Annotated in this window: 18 protein-coding genes; 5 read left to right on the top strand and 13 right to left on the bottom strand. The window is 68.8% G+C overall.

Annotation, left to right across the window (positions count from 1 at the left end; all coding sequences use genetic code 11):
- Nucleotides 1-303: 303 nt before the first annotated feature.
- On the bottom strand, nt 304-1,194 hold the full coding sequence (locus tag B4915_RS10895) for a DNA adenine methylase (protein ID WP_105805961.1): 891 nt from the start codon (nt 1,192-1,194) through the stop codon (nt 304-306).
- A 106-nt stretch (nt 1,195-1,300) separates the two neighbouring features.
- Between B4915_RS10895 and B4915_RS10890 the strand changes: the two genes are divergently transcribed.
- Nucleotides 1,301-2,617, top strand: a complete 1,317-nt coding sequence (locus B4915_RS10890; RefSeq protein WP_105805851.1) for a site-specific DNA-methyltransferase — start codon at nt 1,301-1,303, stop codon at nt 2,615-2,617.
- A gap of 51 nt (nt 2,618-2,668) precedes the next feature.
- Here B4915_RS10890 and B4915_RS10885 read toward each other — a convergent pair whose 3' ends face one another.
- Nucleotides 2,669-4,141 carry a recombinase family protein gene (locus B4915_RS10885; protein WP_181158553.1) on the bottom strand — a complete coding sequence of 491 codons (1,473 nt, stop codon included), beginning with the start codon at nt 4,139-4,141 and terminating at the stop codon, nt 2,669-2,671.
- A gap of 693 nt (nt 4,142-4,834) precedes the next feature.
- Here B4915_RS10885 and B4915_RS10880 point away from each other — a divergent pair.
- On the top strand, nt 4,835-6,682 hold the full coding sequence (locus B4915_RS10880; protein WP_181158552.1) for a sigma-70 family RNA polymerase sigma factor: 1,848 nt from the start codon (nt 4,835-4,837) through the stop codon (nt 6,680-6,682).
- 38 nt (nt 6,683-6,720) lie between these two features.
- Here the strand turns inward: B4915_RS10880 and B4915_RS10875 are convergent, their stop codons facing one another.
- The 5 genes from B4915_RS10875 to B4915_RS10860 form a co-directional block, all read right to left on the bottom strand.
- On the bottom strand, nt 6,721-7,062 hold the full coding sequence (locus B4915_RS10875; RefSeq protein WP_105805848.1) for a hypothetical protein: 342 nt from the start codon (nt 7,060-7,062) through the stop codon (nt 6,721-6,723).
- 220 nt (nt 7,063-7,282) lie between these two features.
- Nucleotides 7,283-7,423 carry an LPXTG cell wall anchor domain-containing protein gene (locus tag B4915_RS14530; RefSeq protein WP_146120084.1) on the bottom strand — a complete coding sequence of 47 codons (141 nt, stop codon included), beginning with the start codon at nt 7,421-7,423 and terminating at the stop codon, nt 7,283-7,285.
- A gap of 60 nt (nt 7,424-7,483) precedes the next feature.
- Nucleotides 7,484-11,662 (bottom strand): SdrD B-like domain-containing protein, encoded by a 4,179-nt coding sequence (locus tag B4915_RS10870; protein ID WP_105805847.1) that lies wholly within the window; start codon nt 11,660-11,662, stop codon nt 7,484-7,486.
- 330 nt (nt 11,663-11,992) lie between these two features.
- Nucleotides 11,993-12,964, bottom strand: coding sequence for a type II secretion system F family protein (locus B4915_RS10865; protein WP_245907463.1), 972 nt, complete (start codon nt 12,962-12,964; stop codon nt 11,993-11,995).
- A gap of 239 nt (nt 12,965-13,203) precedes the next feature.
- Entirely contained in the window at nt 13,204-14,277 is a 1,074-nt protein-coding gene (locus B4915_RS10860; RefSeq protein ID WP_105805846.1) for a TadA family conjugal transfer-associated ATPase, read from the bottom strand.
- Nucleotides 14,278-14,503: 226 nt separating this feature from the next.
- On the opposite strand from B4915_RS10860, the gene acs reads away from it, so the two are divergent.
- Nucleotides 14,504-16,492 carry an acetate--CoA ligase gene (gene acs / locus B4915_RS10855; RefSeq protein ID WP_105805845.1) on the top strand — a complete coding sequence of 663 codons (1,989 nt, stop codon included), beginning with the start codon at nt 14,504-14,506 and terminating at the stop codon, nt 16,490-16,492.
- Nucleotides 16,493-16,600: 108 nt separating this feature from the next.
- Here the strand turns inward: acs and B4915_RS10850 are convergent, their stop codons facing one another.
- Both B4915_RS10850 and sp36 read right to left on the bottom strand, forming a co-directional pair.
- A complete protein-coding gene (locus B4915_RS10850; RefSeq protein WP_105805844.1) occupies nt 16,601-17,077 on the bottom strand; it encodes a RidA family protein in 477 nt (158 codons plus the stop codon).
- Nucleotide 17,078: 1 nt separating this feature from the next.
- A complete protein-coding gene (gene sp36 / locus B4915_RS14525) occupies nt 17,079-17,246 on the bottom strand; it encodes a Sp36 family protein (protein ID WP_146120083.1) in 168 nt (55 codons plus the stop codon).
- 102 nt (nt 17,247-17,348) lie between these two features.
- Here sp36 and B4915_RS10845 point away from each other — a divergent pair, with 102 nt between their 5' ends.
- Both B4915_RS10845 and B4915_RS10840 read left to right on the top strand, forming a co-directional pair.
- Nucleotides 17,349-20,042, top strand: coding sequence for a transglycosylase domain-containing protein (locus B4915_RS10845; RefSeq protein WP_245907462.1), 2,694 nt, complete (start codon nt 17,349-17,351; stop codon nt 20,040-20,042).
- Nucleotides 20,043-20,098: 56 nt separating this feature from the next.
- Entirely contained in the window at nt 20,099-20,983 is an 885-nt protein-coding gene (locus tag B4915_RS10840) for a metallophosphoesterase (RefSeq protein WP_245907461.1), read from the top strand.
- Between the two features lie 194 nt (nt 20,984-21,177).
- Here B4915_RS10840 and B4915_RS10835 read toward each other — a convergent pair whose 3' ends face one another.
- The 4 genes from B4915_RS10835 to B4915_RS14520 form a co-directional block, all read right to left on the bottom strand.
- The gene (locus B4915_RS10835; protein ID WP_181158551.1) at nt 21,178-22,245 is read right to left on the bottom strand and encodes an aspartate-semialdehyde dehydrogenase; all 1,068 of its coding nucleotides are present in this window, start codon (nt 22,243-22,245) and stop codon (nt 21,178-21,180) included.
- An 11-nt stretch (nt 22,246-22,256) separates the two neighbouring features.
- Nucleotides 22,257-23,534, bottom strand: coding sequence for an aspartate kinase (locus B4915_RS10830; protein WP_105805841.1), 1,278 nt, complete (start codon nt 23,532-23,534; stop codon nt 22,257-22,259).
- 146 nt (nt 23,535-23,680) lie between these two features.
- Nucleotides 23,681-24,289 carry a recombination mediator RecR gene (recR, locus tag B4915_RS10825; protein ID WP_105805840.1) on the bottom strand — a complete coding sequence of 203 codons (609 nt, stop codon included), beginning with the start codon at nt 24,287-24,289 and terminating at the stop codon, nt 23,681-23,683.
- Nucleotides 24,290-24,366: 77 nt separating this feature from the next.
- Nucleotides 24,367-25,782: a hypothetical protein gene (locus B4915_RS14520; RefSeq protein WP_146120082.1), complete on the bottom strand. Its 1,416-nt coding sequence runs from the start codon at nt 25,780-25,782 to the stop codon at nt 24,367-24,369.
- Between the last annotated feature and the right edge of the window lie 133 nt (nt 25,783-25,915).

Raw genomic sequence — 25,915 nt, 5'->3', positions numbered from 1 at the left:
AGCTCCAGGGCACGGAACCTGCCGTCGCTGGACGATCCCACCGAAGAACGAAGCGTCCTGAGGAGTACATGAAGCGACCGTCTCGGCTACCTCCGTTCGGCCACTTCAGCGTTAACTCGTGCTTCTGGTCAGGCTCTGGCCTCAGTCCATAGATGGCCTGGACAGGACCTGCGGCTTCATCTTTGATCTGGAGGTGATCCTTGGTGAAACCGCTCTTCCCGAAGCGACCGTACGTCCATTTTTGGTTAGTGCCGCCATAGAACCAGACCCATACAGCTTCAACCGGAGATGCGACCACGCTGTTTACCTTCCGATGACGATAGCTTCCGGCGAGTGGCCGGCTTCAACTTTCCGTCGACTCTGCGCAGCGACGGAGCGACGTGTCGTAAACCCAATGATGTCAGCATCGGGAAACAGCTCTCGGACGCCCGGTGTGTCGCGGTTGGACATCACCCATTTGACGCCGCGGCTTGTCAGGTCTCCACAAAGTTGCGCCAGCTCGCGTAGGTCAGACTCGCCAAAAACCTTCGCGGTGTACTTATTGAACTTCGAGGTGGGTTCTTTCTCGACGTCGGACTTGGTGAAGACCGGCAGGTAGGGAGGATCGAGGTAGACGAAGTCGCCCGCTTTGGCATTGCGGAGCACCTCGCGGAAGTCGGCCGCATGCACGTCCGCGAGCTGCAGCGATCGCTCAAGACGCTGAAAAGTTTCGTCGTCGAAGCTCTTGAACACGCGATCGCCCCACGGCACGTTCATAGCGCCGGTCTTGGAGTTCTCTCGCCAGAGATGATTCCAAGAGACACCGTTGAGGTAAAGGAATCGCGCTGCACGCGGGACAAGACCTTCGGGTACGCTCGCACGCACTTCGTAGTAGAACTCCTTCGAGTCGCGTTCGCGGTACCACTCGAGAAGCGGTCGCAGCTCCAGCTGGTGGTCCCGCATCGCAATCCATGCGGCCACAAGATGTTCATTGAGATCCGCGAGTTGAGCTCGCCCAGTGATGCGATCTTGGACCGCGAAGAACATCGCCCCGCCGCCCAGGAATGGTTCGAAGTAGTTTTCGAAGCGCTCAGGGACATGCGGGAGGATCTTGGGCAGGAGCCGCGTTTTCCCCCCAGCCCATCGAACGAATGGCTTCGTCGCTTTCGAGTTAGCCGCGACGTCGGCGGCGGCCGCTGAGGAGCTGGAGGTCATGATGGTCCTCGTGTCGGCTAGGAGTTCACTTACGATCATGAGAGTCTAGTAGACGCGGATCCACTGACCTTCAGGGGCTCGCTGTGCCATCGGAACTGAGGCGGAGATGACAGACGTACAGCTCGTGTGGCCGAACAAGGAGCTGTCGCTCCGCGCATCGGGCCTGACCGGTTACGAGTGGGTGGACCCACACGATCGGCGGCTTGAGCACGCCTTGAAGTTCGAGCAGCTCACCGACGGAGTCTTGGGCAGTACTTCGAACATCGTTGCGGTTGGGGACGGACTGGACGTCATCGAATCGCTCCGCGAGAACACGTCAGTGTTGGCCGGCGGCATCCGATTGGTCTATATTGACCCACCTTTCAACACACAGGTGAACTTCCGTCAGTACAACGATTCGATGGTTCGCTCTAAGTGGCTCAGCATGATGCGTGATCGCCTCGAGGCGCTGAAGCCGCTTCTCGCCGAAGACGCGAGCGTTTGGGTGCATCTTGACGACGCAGAAGTTCACCGTGCGCGCGCCATCATGGATGAAGTCTTCGGTGAGCAAGCGTTCGTCGCGTCCGTCATCTGGCAGAAGAAGCTCACCAGGGACTCACGGGCGGCCTTTTCTTCGAACCATGACACGATTCTCGTCTACGCGCCCAGCGGCCCAAAACGCTGGAAGACCTCACGGAACCTCCTCGCAAAAGACGAGGCGAACCTTCGCAATCGCGACGATGACCCTAGAGGCCCCTGGGCAGATGCGCCGTTTACGGCTCCCGGTTATCGCAAGGCCCAGCAGTACGACATCGTGACTCCGACGGGCATCGTGCATCGACCACCTCGTGGCCGATCCTGGTACGCGACTGAGCCCACGTATCGGGAACTGCTGGCTGAGGATCGAATTTGGTTCCCCAAGGGCGGCGACGGATCGCCCCGGATCAAGCTCTTCGCCCACCAACTTCGTGGCCTTGTCCCCTTTACGGTGTGGGGTTCTGCCGACACCGGGACAAACGATGAGGCCAAGCGTCATCTACTCGCGCTCTTCCCAGATCAGGAGGTGTTCGACACGCCGAAGCCGGAAACTCTTCTGGAGCGGATTATTCACATCGCCACGAACCCCGGGGAACTCGTCGTCGACATCTTTGGTGGAAGTGGGACGACAGCTTCGACGGCGCACAAGATGCGGCGTCGTTGGATTCTTGCTGAGCGAAACACCCAAACGGTGCTGGACTTCATCGTTCCTCGTTTGGATCGAGTTATCGACGGAACTGATGGCGGGGGCATCACCTCGACGATGTCATGGGTTGGCGGCGGAAGTTACGAGATAGTTCATGTCTCCCCGCGCTTCGGTTCACTGACGACACCGCACCGTGCTGCTGCTGTGAAGAAACGACTGAGCTCAATGTCACGGACGCCAAGTTCGCGAAATGTTGCGTAGCTCGAGGACTTCCGTCGACCTCGGCAGCCTCTATCCGACGATGCGGTTCAGTTAGATCAACGGTGTGATCTCCAGCGACGCGAGGACGTCCTGGGGACGACGCGGGCGGTGGCCCATGCCGACCGGCTTGATCACCACGGTCATCAGGAGCTGTACGATCGCCCGCTGACGCGCGAGCGTGCGGCTCTCCCACCATGCCCTGACGTCCTCGACGCCCATCAGATCAGCGAGGGGGTGCCGTTCCGCGGCCTTCGCGATGACGGCGTCGACCTCGCGTAGCTGCTCCTCCAGCTCTTCGAGACGATCCTGAGCGGCCGCGAGCCTCGACGGATCGCTACCGATCAACGCGAAGACGTTCTTCCGTTCCGCCTGCAGAGCGTCCCGACGCGTGTGCAGGGCGGGGAGGTCGAACTCGTCGTCGGGCGGAGTGAGGAGGTCGACGGCGTCCGGCTGCGAGAGACGCTGGATGCAAAGCTCCGAGACGAACTCGTCGATCACGTCACCGTTGCGACTGAAATGGCACCGATAGCCGTGGTAGCGCTGTGCCGGTGCGACCGATCCATCCTTACGAGGGGTGGGGTGGTTGACGGGGCGCGAGGACTTCACGGGCTTGCGGCACACGCCGCAGAGGGCGATGCCGGCGAGGAGCCAGCGTCGGGCTGTGCCGGCGTGCATGGGCTTGACGCCGACGAGCCGGCTCCGGGCAGCGACGATGTCGTCTCGCGTCACGATGGGCTGCCAAGCTCCCGGAGTGCAGGCTTCGAGATCGATCGCGGCCATGCTGTGTTGGCCTGTCGGCTGTGCCGGCGGAAGGAGGGCCGCGTAGAGGGGGTTCATGAGAACCCGACGGACGGTAGAGGAATGCCAGCGCGCACCCTTGCGCGTGAGGCGTCCCGTTGAGGTGAGGTCCCTGGCGATCTGGCCGAGCGTCGCGCCGGCGAGGAACTCCCTGAAGATTTGACGCACGTCCTCGGCCTCGGCCTCGTCGACGACGTAACGCGTCCCCCTCTCGTCCCGCTGTCCTGCGGGCACCCAGCGGTAGCCGTGGGGCGTCTTGCCCGACGTCGGATGACCCACCTTCCGACGGTCGGCCGCGTAGCGGGCCGCCCGCTGGGCCTTCAGCTTGACCTCGTTCTCCGCCACGAGCACGAGGAGCTTGAGCTGGAAGTCGGCGACGAGGGTGTCGATGCCCTGGCGGATCACGATCACCCGCATCGCACGCCGAGGAGGAGTGACGTCCAGGACGTCGGTCAGGCTGCGGGTGAGACGCGACGTCTCGGTGACGATCAGCGTGTCGAACTCGTCTTCGTCGAATGCGCTGAGCATCCTCGCCCAGTCCGTCTTCGGGCCACGTTCCTTGCTGCCCGACGTGTCGTTGTCGGAGAACTCGTGCACGACAGTCCAGCCGTGATCCGCCGCGTGCTTCCGGCCGTCATCGAGCTGCTGCCGTATGCCCTGGTCCTCCTCGACGCTCTGACGTGCGTAGATCGCAACGCGGGGAATGCTGGTCTTCGAGGAAGTCACGTGGTCATTTTGACAGAAGTATGCTCTAGGTCCACTACTGTGGCCATGATGACGATGGCGTACTCGGCGGTGACCGCGCCGCGCTCCTCGGCAAGGAATCTGCGCAGCTCCCGCGCGGTGCGTCGCCGGCGCGAGCTGCGCGGCGCCGGCCGGCCGGCGGCGGCCGCGACGGCGGGGTGGCTCAGCGGGAGGGCGGGCCGCGGTGCGCCGGAGCGCTCGCCGGTCTGGCTCCGGTTCCGCGGCCCCGGGGGCTCGCCGCTGCTCGCACCGGCCGGCGGTCGCGCGCGGCCTCGCTCGCTGCGATCTGAGACGAGATGGAGTCTGGTGTTCACGGGGGTTCCCTTCCTCGGGCACGGCTCCCGGCCGGTGCCGGTCGCTCCATCTTCCGACGGCTTGGCCGAGCGGTGCGCGCCCCTGCACGATCTGTGGACAGAAACCGCATGAAGACGCAGAACCCGCCGATGTGGACGACGACCGGCTGCGGTTGACAGTGAGGTGGCGAGGGTGAATTCCGCGGGTGAATTCTCCCGCACGGCGGGATTCTGCATGGGTTCTGGCTCAGACTGAACCCGGCCTCCTGCGGAGTCGCCCTGCGACGGGCCGGAGGTCGCCAGCACAGCTGGGTGCCCCCCGATGCGAAAGTACACGCCATGGCGCTTCGCGGCCGCACCACGGAGCAGGGAAGGACGCACGGTGCCAGATTCGCTTCCCAGTTCGGACGAGCAGCTGCTCGCGGCGTGGCGTGCAGGAGACGACGCGGGCGTCGCCGAGTTGTGGGAGCGCCACCACGGTGCCGCTTTGCACGCGGCGCGGCGCATCGCTCCACGGCTCGATCCCGAGGATGTCGCCTCGGAGGCCTTCCTCAAGATCTTCGAGACGGTGCGGCGCGGCGCCGGGCCCCACGGCGCGTTCCGTCCCTACCTCTACCGCGTCATCCGTTCCATCGCCTACGACCGCGCTCACCCGGCAGAGGAAGCGAGCGATCTGCTCGACCTGTTCCCCGCGGACATGAGCGGCGCCCCGTGGGAGGATGCCGCCTTCGACGAGTCCGCTGCGGCGACCGCCTACGCCTCGTTGACGCCCCGCTGGCAGGCCGTTCTCTGGTACAGCGAGGTGGAGGGCCTTCCCCCGCGAGAGATCGCGGTGCTTCTCGGAATATCCGCAAACGGCGTCTCGGCTCTCACGATCAGGGCTCGTGAGGCACTCAGGTCCGCCTGGGCCGAAGCCCACGTGCTCCGGTCTCCGGTACGTGCCGAGTGCCGGGCCGCACTGCAGGAGCTGCAACGATACACGCGCGGCAAGCTGCCCGCGAGACGTTCACGAGCGATCGCGGCGCACCTCGCGCACTGTGACGCGTGCAGTCGTGCGGCAGGTGAACTCGACACCCTGAACCGCAGGCTCGCCCTGGTGCTCATCACGGTCCTCCTCGGCGTCGGCGGCCCCGCGGTCGCGGTCCTCGATCCCTCGGCCAGCTCCGCCGCGCAGGCGCACGCTCCCCGCACCAAGCGTTTCGCCGTTGACGTCCCCGGACGCGCGCAGGACGTCCTCGCCGCCGCCTCCATTGCAGCGGTCGCAGCCGCAGGGCTTGCCGGAGCCGCCGCGCTGCTCTCCCCGGTCGGTGCGGTGAGCCCTGTCATCGCCTCCGGCTTCCATCATGAGCCCGCGACCGAGGCGGCGTCCGCGGGGCGCGCTGACGATCGGGCGGAGTCGCGACGAGCGGACCACTCGTCGCCGAACGGCCACCTCGGGGCCTCCGGACCCCGCGACGAAGACGGCGACGATGGCGATGACGCGCACACGACCCCCGCATCTGCGCGCGGACCCGTCGGGGAGCCGGACGGCCACGGAAGCGCCGACCATCGCGCAGCGGACGGCTCGTCCGGGAACAGCGCAGCTTCGGGTGGTCCCGCCCCCGCTTCCTCCAGCGCGAGCGGCGACGGCAGCCCCGGCGGGACGGCGCAAAACGGCGGCGAGTCCGCAGGGGACGCGCAGGGCGGGGTCTCCGCAGACGGCGACAGTGCGTCGGATGGTTCGGGGAACGGCGCCGGAGACGATGGGGGCGCGGACTCGGATGCGGATGCCCTCGGCGGCGCCGACAGCACCGGCCCGGACACCGGTGCCGACGGCGGCGGGAGCCCGGATGAGGGCTCGGAGACCGCGGACGGATCCGACCCGTCGCTCAACGTCGGATTCGCGTGCTACGTCGACGATGCGGGCCAGGGATTCCGCCTCATCGGCACGGCAAGCCACGCCGGTGCCATCAAGGCGCGCATCACTCCCCCCGGATCCTCCACGCCGGTCGAGCTCATCGAATACCCGACGATCACCGATGCCCAGGGCGTCAGCTACGAGGACGTCTTCACGGGGACCGACCCCGAGCCCGATCCCTGGTGGTGGACGCCTGAGCTCACCCCGCTCTCGAAGTGGCCTGGGCTCGAAGATCACGAAGTGGCCGAAGTGCTCATCGAGATGCGCCTCCTCGGGGCGGACGGCCGGTACTCGCCCTGGAGAGTGGTCACGCCTGCGGCCGTCTGCGAGTGACGGCGCACAGCCGCGGCGTGCGGGTCCCCGGAGCTTCGTCAGCGAGGCACGAGGATGAATGCGCCGAGCACGACGAACGTCAGCGCGGTGGCCGCGACGACGGTGGCGTGACGCCCGTGCCGCCGCCCGGTCGCGCGAACGAGCGCGATGCCTGCGATCAGCCCCCAGGCCCACCCCGTGCAGAGGTACGCGATCATCGGCAGCACGGCAGCCATCGTTCCTGCGCCGCTGGAGGCGCCGAGGAGCAGGAGAAAGAGCCCCCAGATCAGCGACATCGGCAGGAGCGCGAGGTACGCGAGGACGAGCGTGACGGTTCGGGAGGACGCCCCGTGGTCGCTCGGGCGAGGAGCGTCGTCGTTCGTGGAGCCGGACGGTCGCAAGCGGCTTCCTTTTCTTGTCGTCCCCGGATGCCGAAGGCTGGAGGCTGGAGGCTTCCATCGGCCACCGCGGAGGGGGACTCCGCTGACCATCGGGGGAGGTGGGGAGATGGCCAGCGGAGGGCGTGAGCCCTTCGCCCGAGATCATGACGGCGCACGATGACGGAGCGGAGGACGGGCGATTCCGCGGCAGCGGGGCGAGGGCCCCGCCGCCGCGGAGGGCTTACTCGATGCGGCTCGGTCGGCGCCGCCGCACCATCGCCAGGACTCCGGCGCCCGCCGCGAGGAGCAGCACCGCGGCACCCGCGACGCCGCCCATCAGCTGTCCACCCGTCACGGGAAGACCGGGGACGGGGTGCCACAAGGACCTACTGTGGTGACATTGTCACTATTTTTTTTTTATAAATAACAGGGCCCCCCCCAATCACTCAACCCGGCATATCGTCGGCAGCGTCAGATGTGTATAGAGACAGGTCTCGCCGTTCATCGAGAGCTCGGCCTCGTTGAGGAAGCCGCTCCCCGATTCTGTCTCGGTGATGGCGCACTCGGATTCCTCCGTGGTGATCGTCGTCTCCACGGTTGCTTCCACGGTCACCAGGTAGGTGTGCGTCGCGCCGCCGGGGAGGACCGCCCCTGAGACGACGCTCGTGTCCTTCTGCCCGTCGAATCCGGGGTTCGTCGCGATGTCACCGGGAGCGGCGTTTGCCACCGTGACGTCATCGATCGTGATGTCGCCGCCGAACTTCAGCGTGTCCGTGAGGTCATAGGGGCCCTCAGCGGTGCCATGGTTCGTCACCTCGAGTTCGTACGTCACCGTGGAGTGACGATCCTCGTCCAGGTCTGTCGCGCCGAGGTACTTCTTGTCGAGCACGATGTCGACGTTGCGGTCGATCACCACGCCGGCATCCAGCGTGAGATCTTCCGTGTCCTTTCCGAGAGTGAACTCTTGCGTCTGGCCGTTCACCGGGTCAGCATCGGAGTCGATGGCAGCATCGCTCCCAGAGTGCTGAGTGGTGAACTGGGTGTTCGAGTTCAGCCCATTGGGATCGAAGATCACTCGATACGTGCCCGAGGCGAGATTCGTGAACGTGTACCGTCCGTTCTCGTCCGTCACGGTCTCAAGCGATACTGCGTTGCCGTCAACGTCGGTGCCGACAAGCTTGACGGAGAACCCGGCAATGCCGGGCTCGCCTTCATCTTGGATTCCGTTGCTATTGGCGTCCTCCCACACCCGGTCACCGATCGACGACGAGATGATGTCCACAGTCCGTGCCGCAGGACCCACACCCTGCGAAACACCGTCAGCGCGTCCAGCAGTGATGTTTCGGTACACGTCACCACCAGCGTTTCCCAGAGGCGTCATCGCGATGTCGACCCGGAAGTCGTCCGCGGGCGTGAAGGGGCCTGCTCGCAAGAAGCGAAGCCCGGTGACCTCGCCCGCAGACTGCGGGCAGTCTGCGGCGGAACCACTCCCGGAGACCACGGCTCCGGTAACCGCGTCACACCACACCGTTGCACCCGAAGCGGTGTTGCTGGGGTGCGCAGGATCAGCATTCAATCCAGCATCTGAGGTGTACAGGATGGTCATCCCTGAGCCTGCGCCGACGGTCGCACTGTCGAAACGGAGCTGACCGTCGAAGGCGGAACCGTTCTGCCCGTTTACGGGGAGAACGTCGATGACGTCCACGTTCGTGACCTCGCCCGGTGCGTCGATGTTCGCGAAGTACACGCTCCACAGCATCGATCGAGGGTTCGTAATACCGTCAGGGTTGACTTCGAGGACCGGCTGATCGACCGTCTTCGAGATCTTGATCCCCGTCGGTACGACGAGCTGCAGCTGCACATCGTCGTCACGGACGCTCGCCGGGCTCTGATCCACCGGTGACGACACCATCACATCGTTCGTGTAGGTCCCGTTGCGCGCGACGTCGAGCACCTCGGCGCTCACCACGATCGGCTCGATCGGTTCCCCGATCGCGTGCTTGCCCAGGTTCCATCGCACATACTGGCGGTCATCCGGGCAGGCGAGCTCAGAGCCGTCGGGGGCACCCATCTGCGCCACCTCCGGTTCAAGCGCGCTGCCACCCTGGACCGCGGCGCTGAACACCTGATACTGCGGGAGGCAATCCTCGACGACGACCTCGGCCGTGTTCCCCTCCACGGGAACCGAGGTCGACAGGGACGGATCCAGCCGGTAGTTGACCGTAGCCCCTGCGGTGAACTGCGGCGCCACGGAGTCGACGAATTCACCCGTCGTGGGGTTCTGCACGTACTTCTTCACCCGCACAATCGCTTCGCCCTGGATGAGGCGATCGCCCAGCGAACCCGCGTGGGTGTCAGGGTCGTAGCTTGGAACGTTGCTCGTGACTGCGGTATCCAGCGCTTCCGATGTCGACTTCACGCCATTGGCGATCTCGCGAGATGCCCAGTTGCCGATCGGCTCGGTCTTGTCGGAATCGAGCACGACCTGGGCGATGGCGAAATCGAGTCCGCCGCCGGCCGCGGGGTTCCCGGCCGGATACTCGGTGTTGAGCGTGATGCGGACCCGGTTGATCCCGTTCCACACAGTCCGGCCGAAGCCGTCGGTCGTGGGTGCGACGATGTCGTCCGGGTTGGTCGACCAGGTGCCCGTGGAGCAGTCGGAGTCTGCGCCGGGACCGGCGGGTCCGCTGCTGTATTCGATCTTGATGTTCTTGAAGGTCGAAGCGGCGGTGCCCAGATGCGCGCGGCCGGGCTGCGAGTTGCCCTGCGAATAATAGGAGGGGAACACGGGCTCGCCGTTACTCGGCAGGTTCGTGTAGGTCCCCCGCCAGTCGGGGTGGGCGGCGAGGGCGAGACGGTCCGCGTCCCACACGTCGCAGGAGACGTGCGTGCGCGAGAACTCCGTTCCCGAACCCGCCACCGCGGATTCGTTCATGCTCATGACGCTTTGGACGGCCTGCCCCGGCATGACGACCGTGTTGCCGTCTTTGCGAATACCCGAGCCCGGCAGACCCTCGTAAATAGGTCCGTTTGAGAACTGAGGTGCGGGGGTGTTCCCCGGCTGCCCGTAGATTCCCGTGAAGCTCTTGTCGAAGCCGCCGGTGATCTGCAGGCGAATCGATGCGTCTCGCGAGTTGTTGGCTGGATCGTCGCTGTTCTGCTGACCGTCGATGCTGGTCATCTGGACATTGGTGAACTCGTTGTGGGTGTCGAGGGTGTAGTTGCCTTCCCCGTCAGCCCCGATGTCCAATACCGCGTCCTGCGGCACTGCGATGGCGATCTCATACGAGAACACGTACCCGGTGTTTGCCGGAAGGGCATTGCCGTTGCCCGTCTTCGTGGGCACGGTCACTGCGCTGGTGTCCATGTCCGTGATCGTGATGACCGCGTTCTGACCAGCCCCCGGCGAGGTGCACGTCACCGTGCCGCTATCCCGCACGGAGTTCGTCTGGTCACCCGTCGCAATGTCGGAGAACGGAAGCGATCCGCGGAAGCCGGATCCTGCCGTGATTGCTCCGCACCAGGAGAGCATGGGAGCATAGGCCTGTCTCGCAGCGGATTCGCTCCCGGCTTTGGCGATCATCTCGGCCCAGGCTTCGGCGCCGAAGAACGTCGCAGGGTCGAGGTTGTCCTCGAAGATGATGGGGTTCGCCAGCGGTGCGACTCCCTTGCCGCTCGCCGGGACCGTCAGCGTCATCGGGTACGCGATCGTCCGGCAGATCCGCCCGGAGTCGTCGGGGCATGCCGCAGTGCCCTGGAACAGCGGACCCTGGTTCGCTTGCGTCGCGGATCCTCGCTTCGAAAGGTCGAAGCGAGGCGTCGCAGAAGCGGTGACCGGCTCCGGAGCGATCGTCACGGCTTCGGGAACCTCGTTCGTGGACACCGAGAACGTCGGCGCATCCATCTCGGTGCCGTTCGGGACTTCGGACCGCACCACGGAGATGAAGGGGTAGTTCAGGGAGGTGCCCGCAGCCTGGTCCTCCAGCAGGCAGGTGACGGTCTGCGACGGGAGCTCGGTCCACGACGTCGCTGTCAGGGGGACAGCGGGAGCGGGGATCGTCTCGGGCGTCACCGTGGAGCCTGGCAGGCAGAAGGGGGGAAGGGACACGAGTTCCTGCCCCTGCGGGAGCGTGAAGCCGATTCTCGGCTGGGTCTGGTCTTCGCCCTCGTACCGGATGCCCACGTTGTAGCTCACGGTGTCGTTGGTGCGCACGATGGTGTTGTCCGGACCGGAGTCGTTTCCAGCGTCGTCGTTGTCCTGGAACGGCCCCGTTCCGGTCTGCTGAGCGACGGTCAAGGTGAGGACGCCATCGCCCGCGGCGAGCGGAGCGAGGCTCGGCGCGTCATCCGCCCCGGCCCTGCCGTGCGGGGGCGCCTCGTCTTCGTGAGGAGCCACTTCGCTCTTTGGCTTCGAATCGGATTCAGCCCCCTCCTCAGCCGCCTCCCGCGGCGTCGCTCCGCCCCCCGGCGTGGCTTCGGCATCCTGTGCGATGGGCGGGGTGGTTTCCTCCGCGTGAGCCGGTGGCACGACGAGCAGCCCCGCGATGAGCGCGAGAGCGCCGACGGCGGCTCCCGGACCCACCTTGCGCACTCTCCGGTGCGCGGTTTCTTTCTCAGGCATCAATCCCTCATTCCGATGAATACGGTCGGTGCACGTCCCCAAACGCGTCCGTGCACCTATGAACACTCCGGAACGCGGGTTTCGTGACGAACGTTCGTGAGAGTTTTTTGAGCGAGGGAGGTTCCTGCTTCATCACGGGAAGTATCGGCGGATCGGTGCGGTGAAAGCAGCAACCTCCCTCACCTGTCAGGACGGACGGAACGTCGAAACGTGACGCACGATCCCGGATCTTTTTCGCGGGCAGCTGCGCGAGTCTCGACGCTCCGGGCCGAACGGCTGACCCGCTGGGCTCCGAGGCGGTTCCGTGACGGCGAGGACCGTCCGGGGGCCTCAGGTGGTTCCGAGCATGGCCAGGACGACGGGAACCACGCCGAGAAGGATGAAGGCCGGCAGCACGCACAGGCCCATCGGCAGGAGCACCCGGACCCCGAGCCGCTCCGCCTCTCGCTCGAGCTCCGCCTGCGCACGGCCCCGGAGCGCGCCGGCCTCGGCGATGAGGAGCGGCCCGAGCGGAGTGCCGGTGCGCTCTGCCGCGCCGGCCACCGAGCGCAGCGGAGCGCGCCGCGTGAATGCCTCGAAGGGCACCCACTCCGCTCCGAAGCGATCCGCCTGCGCCACGACCCGGCGCGTCGCGTCGTCCGGATGCGCCCCGCCCCCGAGCGCGATCCACAGGAGCTCCAGCTCCAGTCCCGCAACGTGATCCGCCCGTTCGAGCCGGCGCCGCATGGCCCCGCTCCAGGCGATCCCGAGCAGCAGCAAGAGCCCCCCGCCCGGCAGCAGCAGCGCACCGGCGGGGCCGAGCAGCACGGGCAAGGGGTCGAGGCCGGTCAGCCACCCGAAGGCGAGGGCGAGAAGCGGGAGCACCGAGAGCAGCCGCACCGTGGCGCGGGGGGCCGCGAGCAGCACACGCCGGCGCTCGCGGATCGCGGCCAGGGCGTGCAGCGCCGCAGCGATGCGCGTGAGGGCGCGAGCGAGCGCACCGCCGCTCTCCTCGGCGAGGCTCCACGCGACGGCGAGCACCCGCCACTCCGGTCCGTCCTCAGCGGCGATCGCCTCCGCAGGCGAGGCTCCGCGCGCTCGGCGCTCCGCGATGCGCCGCACCGCACTCGCGGTTTCCGCCCGGTCGCGGACGCGGGCCTGCGCCTTCGGCGTCCCTCCTGCATTCGGCGATCCCGAGCCGGCTGACGGCCCTCGCTCGGCGGGCGCCCCGTGCTCGGCGGGCGCCCCGTGCTCGGCTGGCGCCCCGTGCTCGCCCGGCACCCGCTCGCCCGGCGCCCCTCGCGCGCCCGGCGCCCCCGGCATGCCCGGCGCCCCTCGCTCGCCCGGCGCCCCTCGCTCGCCCGGCGACCCCCGAGCTGAGGGGGAGACCGGCGGCCCGGAACCGGAGCGGGGCTCCTCGCCGAGCATCCCCGCGAACACGCGCCCCGGCGGGACCCCGCCGCGCAGCAGCGAGGCGCACCGCCGAGCGCACTCCGCCGCCGCACCAGGGTCATCGCGAGGCGGCCACCCGAACCGGCGGCGTCGCGGCGACACGACCCCGCTCACGACCCCACCGCCTCGATCCGGAGCAGACCGCTCGGAGTGAGCGCGAGCCGGCCGAGCCCCGCGATGCGCGGCGGCCCGTCTCCCCGGTCCAGGTGGATCACGCCGTGCAGGGCGGAGACGGCCTGACGGGCGAGCGCCTCGGGTGCGAGCCCCGCGAGCGCCCCGACCGCTTCGAGGCGGGCCGGTACATCGCGCAGCCGATTGGCGTGCAGGGTGCCGGCGCTGCCGTCGTGGCCGGTGTTCAGTGCACCCAGCAGCGTGGAGATCTCCGCGCCCCGGCACTCGCCCAGCACGATCCGGTCGGGGCGCATGCGCAGCGATTCGCGCAGGAGCCTGTCCAGGCCGACCTCCCCCACCCCCTCGGAGCTCGCCTGCCGCGCCTCGAGCGACACCACGTGCGGGTGGCGCAGCCTGAGCTCGCTCACGTCCTCGATGACGATGATGCGCTCGTGCGGGTGCGCGTGCTCCAGCAGCGCGGCGAGCACGGTCGTCTTGCCGCTGCCGGTGCCGCCGGTGACGAGCAGATTGCGCCGGGCGCGCACCGCTCCCCGCAGTTCGCCGGCCAGGGCTGCGGAGCACAGTCCCGCGCGCACGAGTTCGTCGAGGCCGGGCGGCGACACGCGGGGCACGCGGATCGAGACCGCGGCGCCGCCCGCCGCGACCGGGGGCAGCACCGCGTGCACGCGGATCCCGTCGCCGAGCCGCACATCTGCGCAGGGGTGCAGCTCATCGAGGTGACGGCCGCCGGCAGCCACCAGCTCGACGGCGATCCGCCGCACCTCCGCCGGATCGAGGCGCCGTTCCTCCTGGGGCTCGGGCAGCCCGCCACGGTCGAGCCAGACCCGGCCGACGCCCCGGCTCACATGGACGAGCAGGTCGCGCAGCCGCGGGTCGTCGAGCAGTGGCAGCAGCGATCCGAAGGCGCGCCGGGCCGCGGGCGCGAGTGCTGCCGTGCGGCTGCTTGCGACGTCCGCTCCGCGGCCGGCCGCCTCCGGCGGTCCGGCGCCGCCCGCAGCGGCGGAGGTCACCCCGGAGCCGGCGGCGGCATGCGGCGGGTGAACGGGACTCATGCCCCCAGGGAAGCACCAGCGGCAGTGCGGTGGTGCGCGCCCCCGGCCCTCCCGAACAACTCGCGGAAAAACGTCCGAATTTCACCCCTGTGAGCGGAGCACAGGCACTGGCCCGCTCGCCTCAACGGTATACGCTGGGGAGTGCACGGCTCCCTCCAATGATGCGTTCAGCCAGTTGCGCGGGGCCGGGAACGGGAAACACGCAAGCGAACAGACAAGGGCGTCCATGACTGACGAGAACGGCACCATCGAAAGCCACCCGCTGCACCACGGCGAGGAGGTGGAGAGCTACCCGCCCTCGGCGGAGTTCCGGGCCCAGGCGAATGTGAACGACCCGTCCGTGTACTGGCGGGCGGCCGAGGATCCCGAAGCCTACTGGGCCGAGCAAGCACAGCGGCTGAGCTGGACGAAGCCGTTCACGGAGACGCTCGACTGGAGCAATCCCCCCTTCGCGAAGTGGTTCCAGGACGGCGAGCTGAACGTCGCGGCGAACTGCCTCGACCGGCACCTCGCCGCCGGCCTCGGCGACCGGGTCGCCATCCACTTCGAGGGCGAGCCGGGCGACACCCGCACGATCACCTACGCCGAGCTCACGCACGAGGTGAAGCGCGCGGCGAACATGCTCACGAGCCTCGGCGTGGAGGCCGGGGACCGCGTCGCGATCTACATGCCGATGATCCCGGAGGCGGTGATCGCCATGCTGGCCGTCGTGCGGCTCGGAGCGGCGCACTCCGTGATCTTCGGCGGCTTCAGCGCGGAGAGCCTGCGCGCCCGCATCGACGACGCCCGCGCCGAGCTCGTCATCACCGCCGACGGCGGCTACCGCAAGGGCCGGGTCTCCGCGCTGAAGCCCACCGTCGACGACGCCCTCGCCCTGCACGGCGGCGGCAGCACCGTCGAGCGGGTCCTCGTGGTGCGGCGCGGCGAGAACGAGGTCTCCATGCAGGAGGGCCGCGATCTGTGGTGGCACGAGGAGATCACCGCCTTCGACGGAGCCCACGAGCCCCGCGGCTTCCCCGCTGAGACCCCCCTGTTCATCCTCTACACCTCGGGCACCACCGGCAAGCCGAAGGGCATCCTGCACACCAGCGGCGGCTACCTCACGCAGGCGAGCACCACCCACCGCGACGTCTTCGACCTGAAGCCGGAGAGCGACGTCTACTGGTGCACCGCCGACATCGGCTGGATCACCGGTCACAGCTACGTCGTCTACGGCCCGCTCGCCAACGGGGCCACGCAGGTGATCTACGAGGGCACCCCGGAGACGCCGGACTGGGGCCGCTGGTGGTCGATCATCCAGAAGTACGGTGTGACCATCTTCTACACCGCGCCCACCGCGATCCGCGCCTGCATGAAGGTGGGACGCCAGGTGCCCGAGCAGTACGACCTCTCGTCGATCCGCGTCCTCGGCAGCGTGGGCGAGCCGATCAACCCCGAGGCGTGGCGCTGGTACCGCGACGTGATCGGCGCCGGCACCGCCCCCATCGTCGACACCTGGTGGCAGACCGAGACCGGCGCGATCATGATCTCCCCGCTGCCGGGCCTGACCGCGCTCAAGCCGGGCAGCGCGCAGGTGCCGCAGCCGGGGATCACGGCGGCGGTCGTGAACGAAGCGGGCGAGCAGGTGGATCACGGGCAGGGCGGCCTCCTCGTGGTGCAGCGCCCCTGGCCCTCGATGGTGCGCACCATCTGGGGTGACGATCAGCGCTTCGTGGACACCTACTGGTCGAAGTTCGGCGACCAGTACTTCGCCGGTGACGGCGCCCGCTACGACGACGACGGAGACATCTGGCTGCTCGGCCGCGTGGACGACGTGATGAACGTCTCCGGGCACCGGCTCTCCACCGCCGAGATCGAGTCGGCGCTCGTGGAGCACCACGCCGTCGCCGAGGCGGCGGTGGTGGGAGCCGACGACGAGACCACCGGCCAGGCCGTCGTCGCCTTCGTGATCCTGAAGTCGCAGCAGAAGCTGCTCACGCCGGAGGGCGCCGAGGTCGAACTGCGGCAGCACGTCACCGCTCAGATCGGCGCGATCGCCAGGCCCCGGCAGGTGTTCGTGGTCGGCGAGCTTCCGAAGACCCGATCGGGCAAGATCATGCGCCGCCTGCTGAAGGACGCGGCGGAGGGCAAGGAGATCGGCGACACCACCACCCTCGCCGACACCGCCGTGATGCAGACCATCTCGGCCCGCATGCGCGGCGAACTGGGGAAGTAGCCGCGGCACTCAGCCGGCGGGACCCGCGGCACGCGGAACACACGAGGAGGGGCGGATCCGGATCGGGATCCGCCCCTCCTCACTCGCGTCGGGCGCGCCTCAGCTGCGTCAGTCCTCGACCTTGAAGACGAACTCGATCTCGACCGGCGCATCGAGCGGCAGCACCGCGACGCCCACCGCCGAGCGCACGTGGATCCCCAGATCGCCGAAGACACGGCCCAGGAACAGGGAGGCGCCGTTCGCCACGGCGGGCTGACCGGTGAACGCGGGATCGGAAGCCACGAACGCGGTCACCTTGACCACCTGCGTGATCCGGTCCAGCGAACCCACGACCCCGCGCACCGCGGCGAGCGCGTTGAGCGCGCACAGCTGCGCCAGCTCCGCCGCCCGCTCCGGCGAGACGAGGCCGGGCCCCTCGCCCACCTTGCCGGTCTCGGGCAGCGCACCCTCGACGAAGGGCAGCTGTCCTGCGGTGAGCACGTAGTCGCCGTCCCGCATGGCCGGGACGTAGGCGGCGACGGCCGCGGCCACCTGGGGAATCTCGAAGCCGAGCTCGCTCAGCCGTTCCTCGATCACAGACGCCATCTCAGGCCTTCCTCTTTAGATATGCGACATTGCCACCGGCGGGACCCTCGATGATCTGCACGAGTTCCCAGCCCTGGGCTCCCCAGTTGTTCAGGATCTGGGCTTCGTTGTGCAGCAGCAGCGGCGTCACGAAGTACTCCCAGCGCGGAGCCTCGCTCGTCTCACTCACGTGAAAATCTCCCTCAGTGGTCGGTGTCGATGGGTGGGCGACGCAGTCCGCCGGCATGGCTGACGGGACTTTTTGTCAGCAACGTCGCTTACCCTAGAGTCTATGACCCGTCAGACATCACAGTCCTCGCGCGTGCGCTCCTTCAAGCCGCGCAGCGCGGGTGGTGCCCTCGGAGGCATCCTCGGAGCCGTCGCCATGAGCGCCATCGCCGGTGTGCTCGTGACGGCCGCCGTCACCCCCGTGGTCGCCCTCAGCGGCATCTCCACGTCGTCGGCGATCAACATCTTCGAGAAGCTGCCGAACCACCTGAATCCGGGCCGACTGGCCGAACCGTCGACCATCTACGCGACCGGATCCGACGGCACCGTCCACAAGCTGGCCGAGTTCTACGATCAGGATCGCAAGATGGTCGGCTGGGACGACATCTCCCAGTTCGTGAAGGACGCCGCTGTCGCCGAGGAGGATCCCCGCTTCTACACGCACGGCGGCGTCGACGTCCTCGCGAGCGGCCGTGCCGTGCTGCAGAACGCGACCGGGCAGAACCTCTCCGGAGCCTCGACCATCACCATGCAGTACGTCCGCAACGTGCTCATCCAGGACGCCTACGCGATCCCGGACAAGGAGGAGCGGGACGTGGCCTACAAGAAGGCCATGGAGCAGAGCATGGATCGCAAGCTGCAGGAGATGCGCTACGCGATCAGCATCGAGAAGAAGTACCCGAAGGACGAGATCCTGCTCGGCTACCTCAACATCGCCCTCTTCGGCCGCACGATCTACGGCATCGAGTCGGCGGCGCAGTACTACTACAGCACCTCGGCGAAGGATCTCTCGCTGGCGCAGGCCGCGAGCCTCGTGGCGATCGTCAACAATCCCTCGCTGTATCAGCTCGACGTGGAGGAGAATCTCGCCGCCAACAAGGAGCGGCGCGACAAGATCCTCGGCAGTATGCTCAAGCACGGCAAGATCACCCAGGCCCAGTACGACGAAGCGGTGGAGACTCCGGTCGAGCCGAAGATCCAGCCGCGCGAACAGGGCTGCTTCCTCGCGGAGAAGAACTTCGGCGCCGGCCACTTCTGCGACTTCGTGCAGCGCTACATCCGCCAGGACCCGAACTTCGGCGACACCCCGGAGGACCGCGCCTTCAACTTCGCGCGCGGCGGCTATCAGATCTACACCACCCTCGACCTGGACATGCAGGCCGCGGGCAACGAGGCGATGCGCTCCACCGTTCCCGCGAACATGCCGGGCATCAATGTGGGCGGGGCGAGCGTCAGCGTGCAGGTGGGCACCGGCAAGGTGCTCGCGATGGTGCAGAACAGGCCGTTCAACAACGCTCAGGAGTTCCTCGACGCCAATCCCGACTTCACGGGCATCAACTACAACACCGACTTCGACTACGGCGGTTCGAGCGGATTCCAGATCGGCTCGACCTTCAAGCCCGTCACCCTCGCCGAGTGGATCCGCACGGGGCACTCGGTCCGCGACGTGGTCAACGTGAGCAGTCGCTCCAATGTGCCCTACCAGTCCTTCCGGGCCTCGTGCATGCCGGACGGGGTCTACAGCTACGGTTCCTTCAGCTTCACCAACGACAACGAGGGCACGCGCGGCAACCAGCCGGTGCTCACCGCGATCGCGAACTCGGTCAACGGCGGTCTCGTGTCGATGCAGCAGAAGATGGACCTGTGCGACACCTTCTCCACCGCCCAGAAGCTGGGGCTGCACCGAGCCTCGCCGCAGCCGGTGTGGACGCAGGAGGAAGCCGACGCCGGTGCGGTCGCGCAGGAGCTCGTGGGCACCAACAAGAACCCCACCCTCCACGGTGACCCCTACGACCTGACCATGGTGCCCTCGAACGTCTACGGCGGCGTCGACGAGATCGCGCCGATCACGGTCGCCAGCGCCTACGCCGCATTCGCCGGCAACGGCACAGTCTGCACGCCCGTGCCCATCGAGAAGATCGTGGGCCCCGACGACGAGCAGGTCCCGTTCACGAAGAGCAAGTGCACCGAGGGCATCGCGCCCGAGGTTGCGGCCGGCGTGGCATACGCCCTGCAGTACACCGTGACGAACGGCCTGGCGCGGCACGCGAACTCTCCGTTCGGCATCCCGCACCTCGCCAAGACGGGCACCACCGACGACGTGGTCGACAACTGGACCGCGGGCGCCAGCAGCACGGTCGCGACCGCCACCTGGGTCGGTAACGCGGGCCCCACGCAGCTCTGGGACGGGAGCTGGGGCCGGGTCTCGACGCAGCCGTTCGGCGGGCTCATGTATGCCGACCAGACGATCTGGCCGGCCATGATGAACGTGGCGGATCAGAAGTACGGCGGCACCGCGTTCCCCGAGCCGTCCGCGGCCTCGGTCCAGCAGACGATGGTGACCGTGCCGGATGTCAAGGGCAAGTCCTTCGACGAGGCGAGTTCCATGCTCACGCAGCTCGGCTTCGACGTGGCGGACGGCGGCGAGGTCGACTCCTCGGTGGCGCGCGGGCAGATTGCGCGCAGCGACCCCGAGGGCGGCTCCTCCGCCGGGCTCGGCACGCTCGTCACGATCTACCGCAGCAACGGCGAAGCGGACAAGGTGCCCGACGGCCTCGTCGGCGCCCTGGGACGCGACGCCGAGGCCACGCTGAAGGGCGCGGGATTCTCGCAGGTGAGCTTCACCTGCGAGGGATCGGGCAAGCCCGATCCCAAGAAGCACCGCGTCGTCTCCGTGAGCCCGGAGAGCGGTTCGGAGGCACGGCCCGACGCCGGAGTCACCCTGACGCTGGCCTGCGGCAACAAGGACGACGACTGATCGCCGGGCGGCTCCGGCGCCCCGCCGCGGCGGCCCTCGGGCTGACCGCGGCGGGAGTGCTCGCCTGGTCGACCCTCGTCGAGCGGCAGCTCTTCACCGTGCGGCGGCACGCGCTCCCCCTCCTTGCCGAGGGGGCTCCGCCGCTCCGGGTGCTGCAGCTCTCGGATCTGCATCTCGCGCCGTGGCAGTCGCGCAAGATCCGGTGGGTCCGCGCACTGACGGCGTTGAACCCCGATCTGCTCGTGCTCACCGGGGATCTCATGGGGCACCGCGACGCGAAGGCGGGGCTGGTGCGCGCGCTGGCCCCCCTGATCGAGTCGACGCCCACGGTCTTCGTGCACGGCTCGAACGACTACTACGGGCCGATCGTCAAGAACCCGCTCAAGTACCTCGCCGAGCCGAGCCGGAAGAGCACCCGCACCCCCGATCTCGACGCGGCCGGGCTCGCGGCGGAGTTCACGAATCTGGGCGCCATCGACCTCAACAACTCGGCGGCCCGGCTCGTGCTGCGCGGCACCCGCTTGGAGCTGCTCGGGCTGAACGACCCCCACATCCGCTACGACGACGCCTCGGCCATGCGCGACGCACTCGCCACGATCTACGCCGAGGACGGCGTCGACGGCCCGGAGCCGGAGTCCCTGCGGGTGGGGGTCGTGCACGCGCCGTACCAGGCGGCCCTCGGCGAGCTGCTCGACGACGGCGCCCAGCTGATCCTCGCCGGCCACACCCACGGCGGCCAGGTGCGCGTGCCGGGCGTCGGCGCGCTCACCGCGAACTGCGACCTGCCCACGGCGCAGGCTCGCGGGCTCAGCGTGTGGTACGACGCGCACCGCGCGGCGTTCCTCAACGTGAGCGCAGGCCTCGGCAACTCGATCTACGCACCCGTGCGCTTCGCCTGCCGCCCCGAGGCCTCGCTGCTGACCCTCGAAGCCCCGCGCTGAGCCGGGGACGGCGAGGCCGGAGCCCGGCGCGTCCGCACTGAGCCGCTGGGTGCTCATGCCCCGGCCGCGCGGGAAGGGACGGGCTCACAGGCACGGACTCAGCACCGAGGTGCGGGCCTGCTGCCCTGCTGCGAATGCGCACCGGGGGGCGAGATCCGACCGGATCCGCCCCCCGTGCGGTGTGACGCGCGACGCTACGCAGCGAGTTTCGCCGCGACGAGCTCCGCGATCTGGACCGCGTTGAGCGCCGCGCCCTTGCGCAGATTGTCGTTCGAGATGAAGAGCACGAGCCCGCGCCCCTCCGGTGCCGACTGGTCCTCCCGGATGCGGCCGACGTACGAGGGATCCTGCCCCGCGGCCTCCAACGGCGTCGGGACATCGCTCAGTTCGACGCCCGGGGCGCCGGCCAGCACCTCGCGGGCGCGGTCGGCGCTGATGGGGCGCGTGAACTCGGCGTTGATCGACAGCGAGTGACCGGTGAAGACGGGCACGCGCACGCAGGTGCCAGCGACGCGCAGCTCGGGCAGCTCGAGGATCTTGCGGCTCTCGTTGCGGAGCTTCTTCTCCTCGTCGGTCTCGCCCTGGCCGTCCTCCACGAGGGATCCGGCGAGCGGGAGCACGTCGAAGGCGATCGTCTTCGTGTAGATCTCCGGGGCGGGGAAGTCGACTGCGGCGCCGTCGTGCACGAGCTTCTCGATCCCGCCCGATTCGACGGCCGCGGTGACCTGCCCCGCCAGCTCCCGGGCGCCGGCGAGTCCCGAGCCCGAGACGGCCTGGAAGGTGGTGACGATCAGGCGCTCGAGACCTGCCTCGGCGTCGAGGGCCTTCATGACCGGCATGGCGGCCATGGTGGTGCAGTTCGGGTTCGCGATGATCCCGCGTCCCGCCGAGACGATGTCGTCGATCGCGTGCGGATTGACCTCGCTCACCACGAGCGGAACGGCCGGGTCGAGTCGCCACGCGCTGGAATTGTCGATGACGATCGCACCGGCCTCGGCGAACTGCGGCGCGTACTGCTTCGACGCGGCGCCGCCGGCGGAGAAGAGGGCGATGTCGATGCCGCTCTTGTCTGCGGTGTCGACATCCTCGACGGTGATCTGCTCGCCCTGGAACTCCAGCTGCGTCCCCGCGGAGCGGGCGCTGGAGAGGAAGCGGATGCTCGCGATCGGGAACTCCCGTTCGGCGAGGAGGCGACGCATGACGGCGCCCACCTGTCCGGTCGCGCCGACGACGGCGACGTTGAATCCCTGCTCTGCTGCCATGTCGATGCTCCTCAGCGTCCGGTGCCGGCGTAGACGGTGGCCTCGGTGTCGGCGTCGAGACCGAAGGCGGTATGCAGCACCCGCACCGCCTTGTCCATGAGGTCGGCGCGCGTGACGACCGAGATGCGGATCTCGGAGGTGGAGATCATCTCGATGTTGATGTCGGCCTCGTAGAGGGCCCGGAAGAGCTGAGCGGAGACGCCGGTGCTGGTGCGCATGCCGGCCCCGACGACCGCGACCTTCGCGATCTGATCGTCGTACTGCAGGCTCTCGAAGCCGAGGGTCTCGCGCTCGGCCTCCAGCGCGTCGATCACGCGGCGGCCATCGCCGAGCGGGATCGTGAAGGAGATGTCCGTGCGGTTGGTCTGCGCGGCCGACACGTTCTGCACGATCATGTCGACGTTCGCGTGGGTCTTCGCGACGATCTCGAAGATCTTGGCGGCTTTGCCCGGAGCGTCCGGCACGCCGCCGATGGTGACCTTCGCCTCGCTCTTCTCGGCCGCGATACCAGTGATGACCGGCTCTTCCACCTGATCTCCCTTCGGATGCCCCTTGGCGGGGTCGTAGACGATGGTGCCCGGCTCGTCGGAGAACGAGGAGCGGACGTGCAGGACGACGCCGTGCCTGCGGGCGTACTCGACGGCGCGCAGGTGCAGCACCTTCGCACCCGACGCGGCCAGCTCCAGCATCTCCTCCGCCGTGATCGCGTCGATCTTGCGCGCGAGCGGGACGATGCGGGGGTCGGTCGTGAAGACGCCGTCGACGTCGGTGTAGATCTCGCAGACGTCGGCGCCGAGCGCCGCGGCGAGCGCGACGGCGGTGGTGTCCGAGCCGCCGCGGCCGAGGGTGGTGATGTCGCGCGAGTCGCGGCTGAAGCCCTGGAAGCCGGCGACGATGGCAACGGCGCCCTGGTCGAGCGCCTCGCGCACGCGGCCGGGGGTGACGTCCACGATCTTCGCGGAACCGTGCTCCGCGGTCGTGATCATCCCCGCCTGGCTGCCGGTGAAGGACAGCGCCTCGATGCCCATCCCCTTGATGGTCATGGCGAGCAGCGCCATCGAGATGCGCTCGCCTGCCGTGAGCAGCATGTCGAGCTCGCGGGGCGCGGGAATCGGGGTGCATTCGGCGGCCAGGTCGAGCAGTTCGTCGGTGGTGTCGCCCATCGCGCTCACCGCCACCACGACCTCATTGCCGGAGCGACGGGCCTCGACGATCCGCTTGGCGACGCGCTTGATGCTCTCGGCGTCGGCGACGGATGACCCCCCGAACTTCTGCACGATCAATGCCACGCGGGCCCCTCCTCAAGTCTGCTGCAAGACGCCAGTCTATCGGAACGGCGTATGCCGCTTGGCCTCGCGCATGATGGCCGGACGGGCGCGCATCACGACCCGGGGTGCTCCGCGCGGGATCGCCGGATCCCGGCCGCGGGATCGCCCTACTCGACGCGACGGCGGCCCTCGAACGCGCGGCCGAGGGTCACCTCGTCGGCGAACTCCAGGTCGCCCCCGACGGGGAGGCCCGAGGCGAGGCGCGAGACCGGGATCTCGATGCTGGTGAGCAGACGTGACAGGTAGGCGGCCGTCGCCTCGCCTTCGAGGTTCGGATCGGTCGCGATGATCACTTCCCGCACCGGCTCCTCGCCACTGCCCACGCTGAGGCGGCGCATGAGCGCGGGAATGCTCAGATCGTCGGGGCCGATCCCGTCGATCGGGCTGATCGCTCCCCCGAGCACGTGGTAGACGCCGCGGAACTGCCGGGTGCGCTCGATGGCGACCACGTCCTTGGGCTCTTCGACGACGCAGATGACGCCCTGGTCGCGGCGTGGGTCGCGGCAGATCGCGCAGCGCTCCTGCTCGGTGATGTTGCCGCAGACCTCGCAGAAGCGCACCTTCTCGCGGACCTCGACGAGCAGCTCCGCGAGCCGCGCGACGTCGAAGTTCTGCGTCTGCAGGATGTGGAACGCGATGCGCTGCGCCGACTTGGGGCCGATGCCCGGAAGCCTGCCGAACTCGTCGATGAGGTCTTGGACGATGCCGTCGTACACGGTGGTCTCCTCGCGGGACCCCCACCCCCGGCATATCGTCGGCGGCGTCAGATGTGTAAAAGAGACGGGGGGCCGGCTCAGGGGATCATCGGGGCGCGCTGCGGCAGCGGACGTTCCTCGACGAAGCGGGCGCCGAGCACCTCGCGCACCACCGCCTCGCCGTAGCGGGTGAACGCCGGAGCGGAGCGGCCCTCAGCGACGGACGCCGGGGGTTCCGGGGCCGCAGCCGCCTGCGCCGAGGCAGCCGGAGGCGTCGGAACCGCAGAAGGTGCGGCGGGCCGGGGAGCGGGCGCTTCCGGGGCCGCCCGCGTGCCGAGTTCGACGGGCGCGGGACCCGCGGCTCCCGCGTAGGGGTCCCCTCCCTCGTAGGGGTCGTCGTAGGGGTCGGCGTCGGCGTAGCGGTCGACACCGGCTTCGCCGGCGTCGGGCGTCGCTCTTGCTCTCGGCGCGACCGGAACCGGAGCTGCCGCCGGAACCGGAGCTGCCGCCGGAACCGGAGCTGCCGCCGGAGCGGGGGTCGTGGCCGGAGCCGGGGCCGTCGCTTCGGTGAGCGGCGCTCGCGGCCCGGTCTCGGAGATGCCTGGCGACGACGGGGCGTGCGGCGCCGGGGCCGCCGTCTCCGGGGAGGACGGCTCGCCCGGCATGGGCCCCGCCCACGCGGGCGCTGCGAGGGCCGGGCCGAGCGCGCTCAGGCGTGCGGCGGCGCGGGCGACCGGGTCGTCCGACTCGGACGCGGGTGCTGCGGCGGGCGTGGCGGCACCGCCCCGGTCGTGCTGCGCAGTGTGAGGCCCCGCAGTGTCAGACTCCTCAGTGTCGGACCGCGGCTCGCGCTGCTGCCCGCCGACGGCGCGGGATTCGCCGCCTGCCCGGGCGGCGACGCGCTTGGGCACGTACTTGACCTGCACCCCGGTCGCGGCGTGGATGGTGTCGCGCAGCGGGCCCGCTCCCGCCGCTTTGAACGCCGCGAGGTCCGACTGCGAGGCGAGGCCCACCGTCAGCACGTCCCCCTCCAGGGCGAGGGGGGTGACGACCCGCACGGCGTTCCAGGCTTCGCGGTCCTGCTGCAGGATCTCCTCCAGCAGCTCCGGCCAGAGCTCGAGGAGGTCGTCGAGGCCGCCCGACCCCGCTTCGGGCGCTGCGTCGGCGGCCTCGGGCTCGGAAGCCTCCGACCGCGCGGGTTCGACCCCGGGAGCGCGGGGCTCCGCGGGGGCGGATGACGGCACCGGGGCTGCGGGCGTCTCGGCGGCAGGCGGCGCGGCGGGGGCCGGCGCGGCGGGAGCCTCACGGCCGATGCTCGCGATGTCTGCGGCGCTGAGCACATCGGAGATGGGCCGGCCGAAGGCGGCGGCGCCCTCGTTCGGGTGGCGATCCCCGCCCTGCGAGGGCGCCGCCGACGCTGCCTGCGGCGGGGTCCCGGCGGGATCCTCGCGCAGGAAATCACGGATCGAGGCGGCGGTCTCGGCGGCATTCGGTGCCGGAGGCCCGTCCGCCACGGAGGGCACCGAAGCGGGGGGCTGCGCCCGGCCCTTTTAAACATCTTGCGCTGCCGGCGGCAATCAGGGTGGTGATATGCGGGCGGGGGAGCCTCTTAATAAAAAAAACAAGACAGTGTGGTAGGATCCGGCG

Origin of the sequence: Leucobacter massiliensis (assembly GCF_002982315.1) — a bacterium.
GTDB classification, from domain to species: domain Bacteria; phylum Actinomycetota; class Actinomycetes; order Actinomycetales; family Microbacteriaceae; genus Leucobacter; species Leucobacter massiliensis.
This window is presented reverse-complemented; position numbering and strand designations above follow the sequence as displayed.

What these genes read in the sequence shown, in the direction of transcription:
- B4915_RS10870 (WP_105805847.1), bottom strand. Translation starts at nt 11,662, where the DNA reads ATGCCTGAGAAAGAAACCGCGCACCGGAGAGTGCGCAAGGTGGGTCCG.
- B4915_RS10850 (WP_105805844.1), bottom strand. Translation starts at nt 17,077, where the DNA reads ATGGCGTCTGTGATCGAGGAACGGCTGAGCGAGCTCGGCTTCGAGATT.
- B4915_RS10835 (WP_181158551.1), bottom strand. Translation starts at nt 22,245, where the DNA reads ATGGCAGCAGAGCAGGGATTCAACGTCGCCGTCGTCGGCGCGACCGGA.
- B4915_RS10890 (WP_105805851.1), top strand. Translation starts at nt 1,301, where the DNA reads ATGACAGACGTACAGCTCGTGTGGCCGAACAAGGAGCTGTCGCTCCGC.
- B4915_RS10865 (WP_245907463.1), bottom strand. Translation starts at nt 12,964, where the DNA reads ATGCCGGGGGCGCCGGGCGCGCGAGGGGCGCCGGGCGAGCGGGTGCCG.
- B4915_RS10845 (WP_245907462.1), top strand. Translation starts at nt 17,349, where the DNA reads ATGACCCGTCAGACATCACAGTCCTCGCGCGTGCGCTCCTTCAAGCCG.
- B4915_RS10895 (WP_105805961.1), bottom strand. Translation starts at nt 1,194, where the DNA reads ATGACCTCCAGCTCCTCAGCGGCCGCCGCCGACGTCGCGGCTAACTCG.
- acs (WP_105805845.1), top strand. Translation starts at nt 14,504, where the DNA reads ATGACTGACGAGAACGGCACCATCGAAAGCCACCCGCTGCACCACGGC.
- B4915_RS10860 (WP_105805846.1), bottom strand. Translation starts at nt 14,277, where the DNA reads ATGAGTCCCGTTCACCCGCCGCATGCCGCCGCCGGCTCCGGGGTGACC.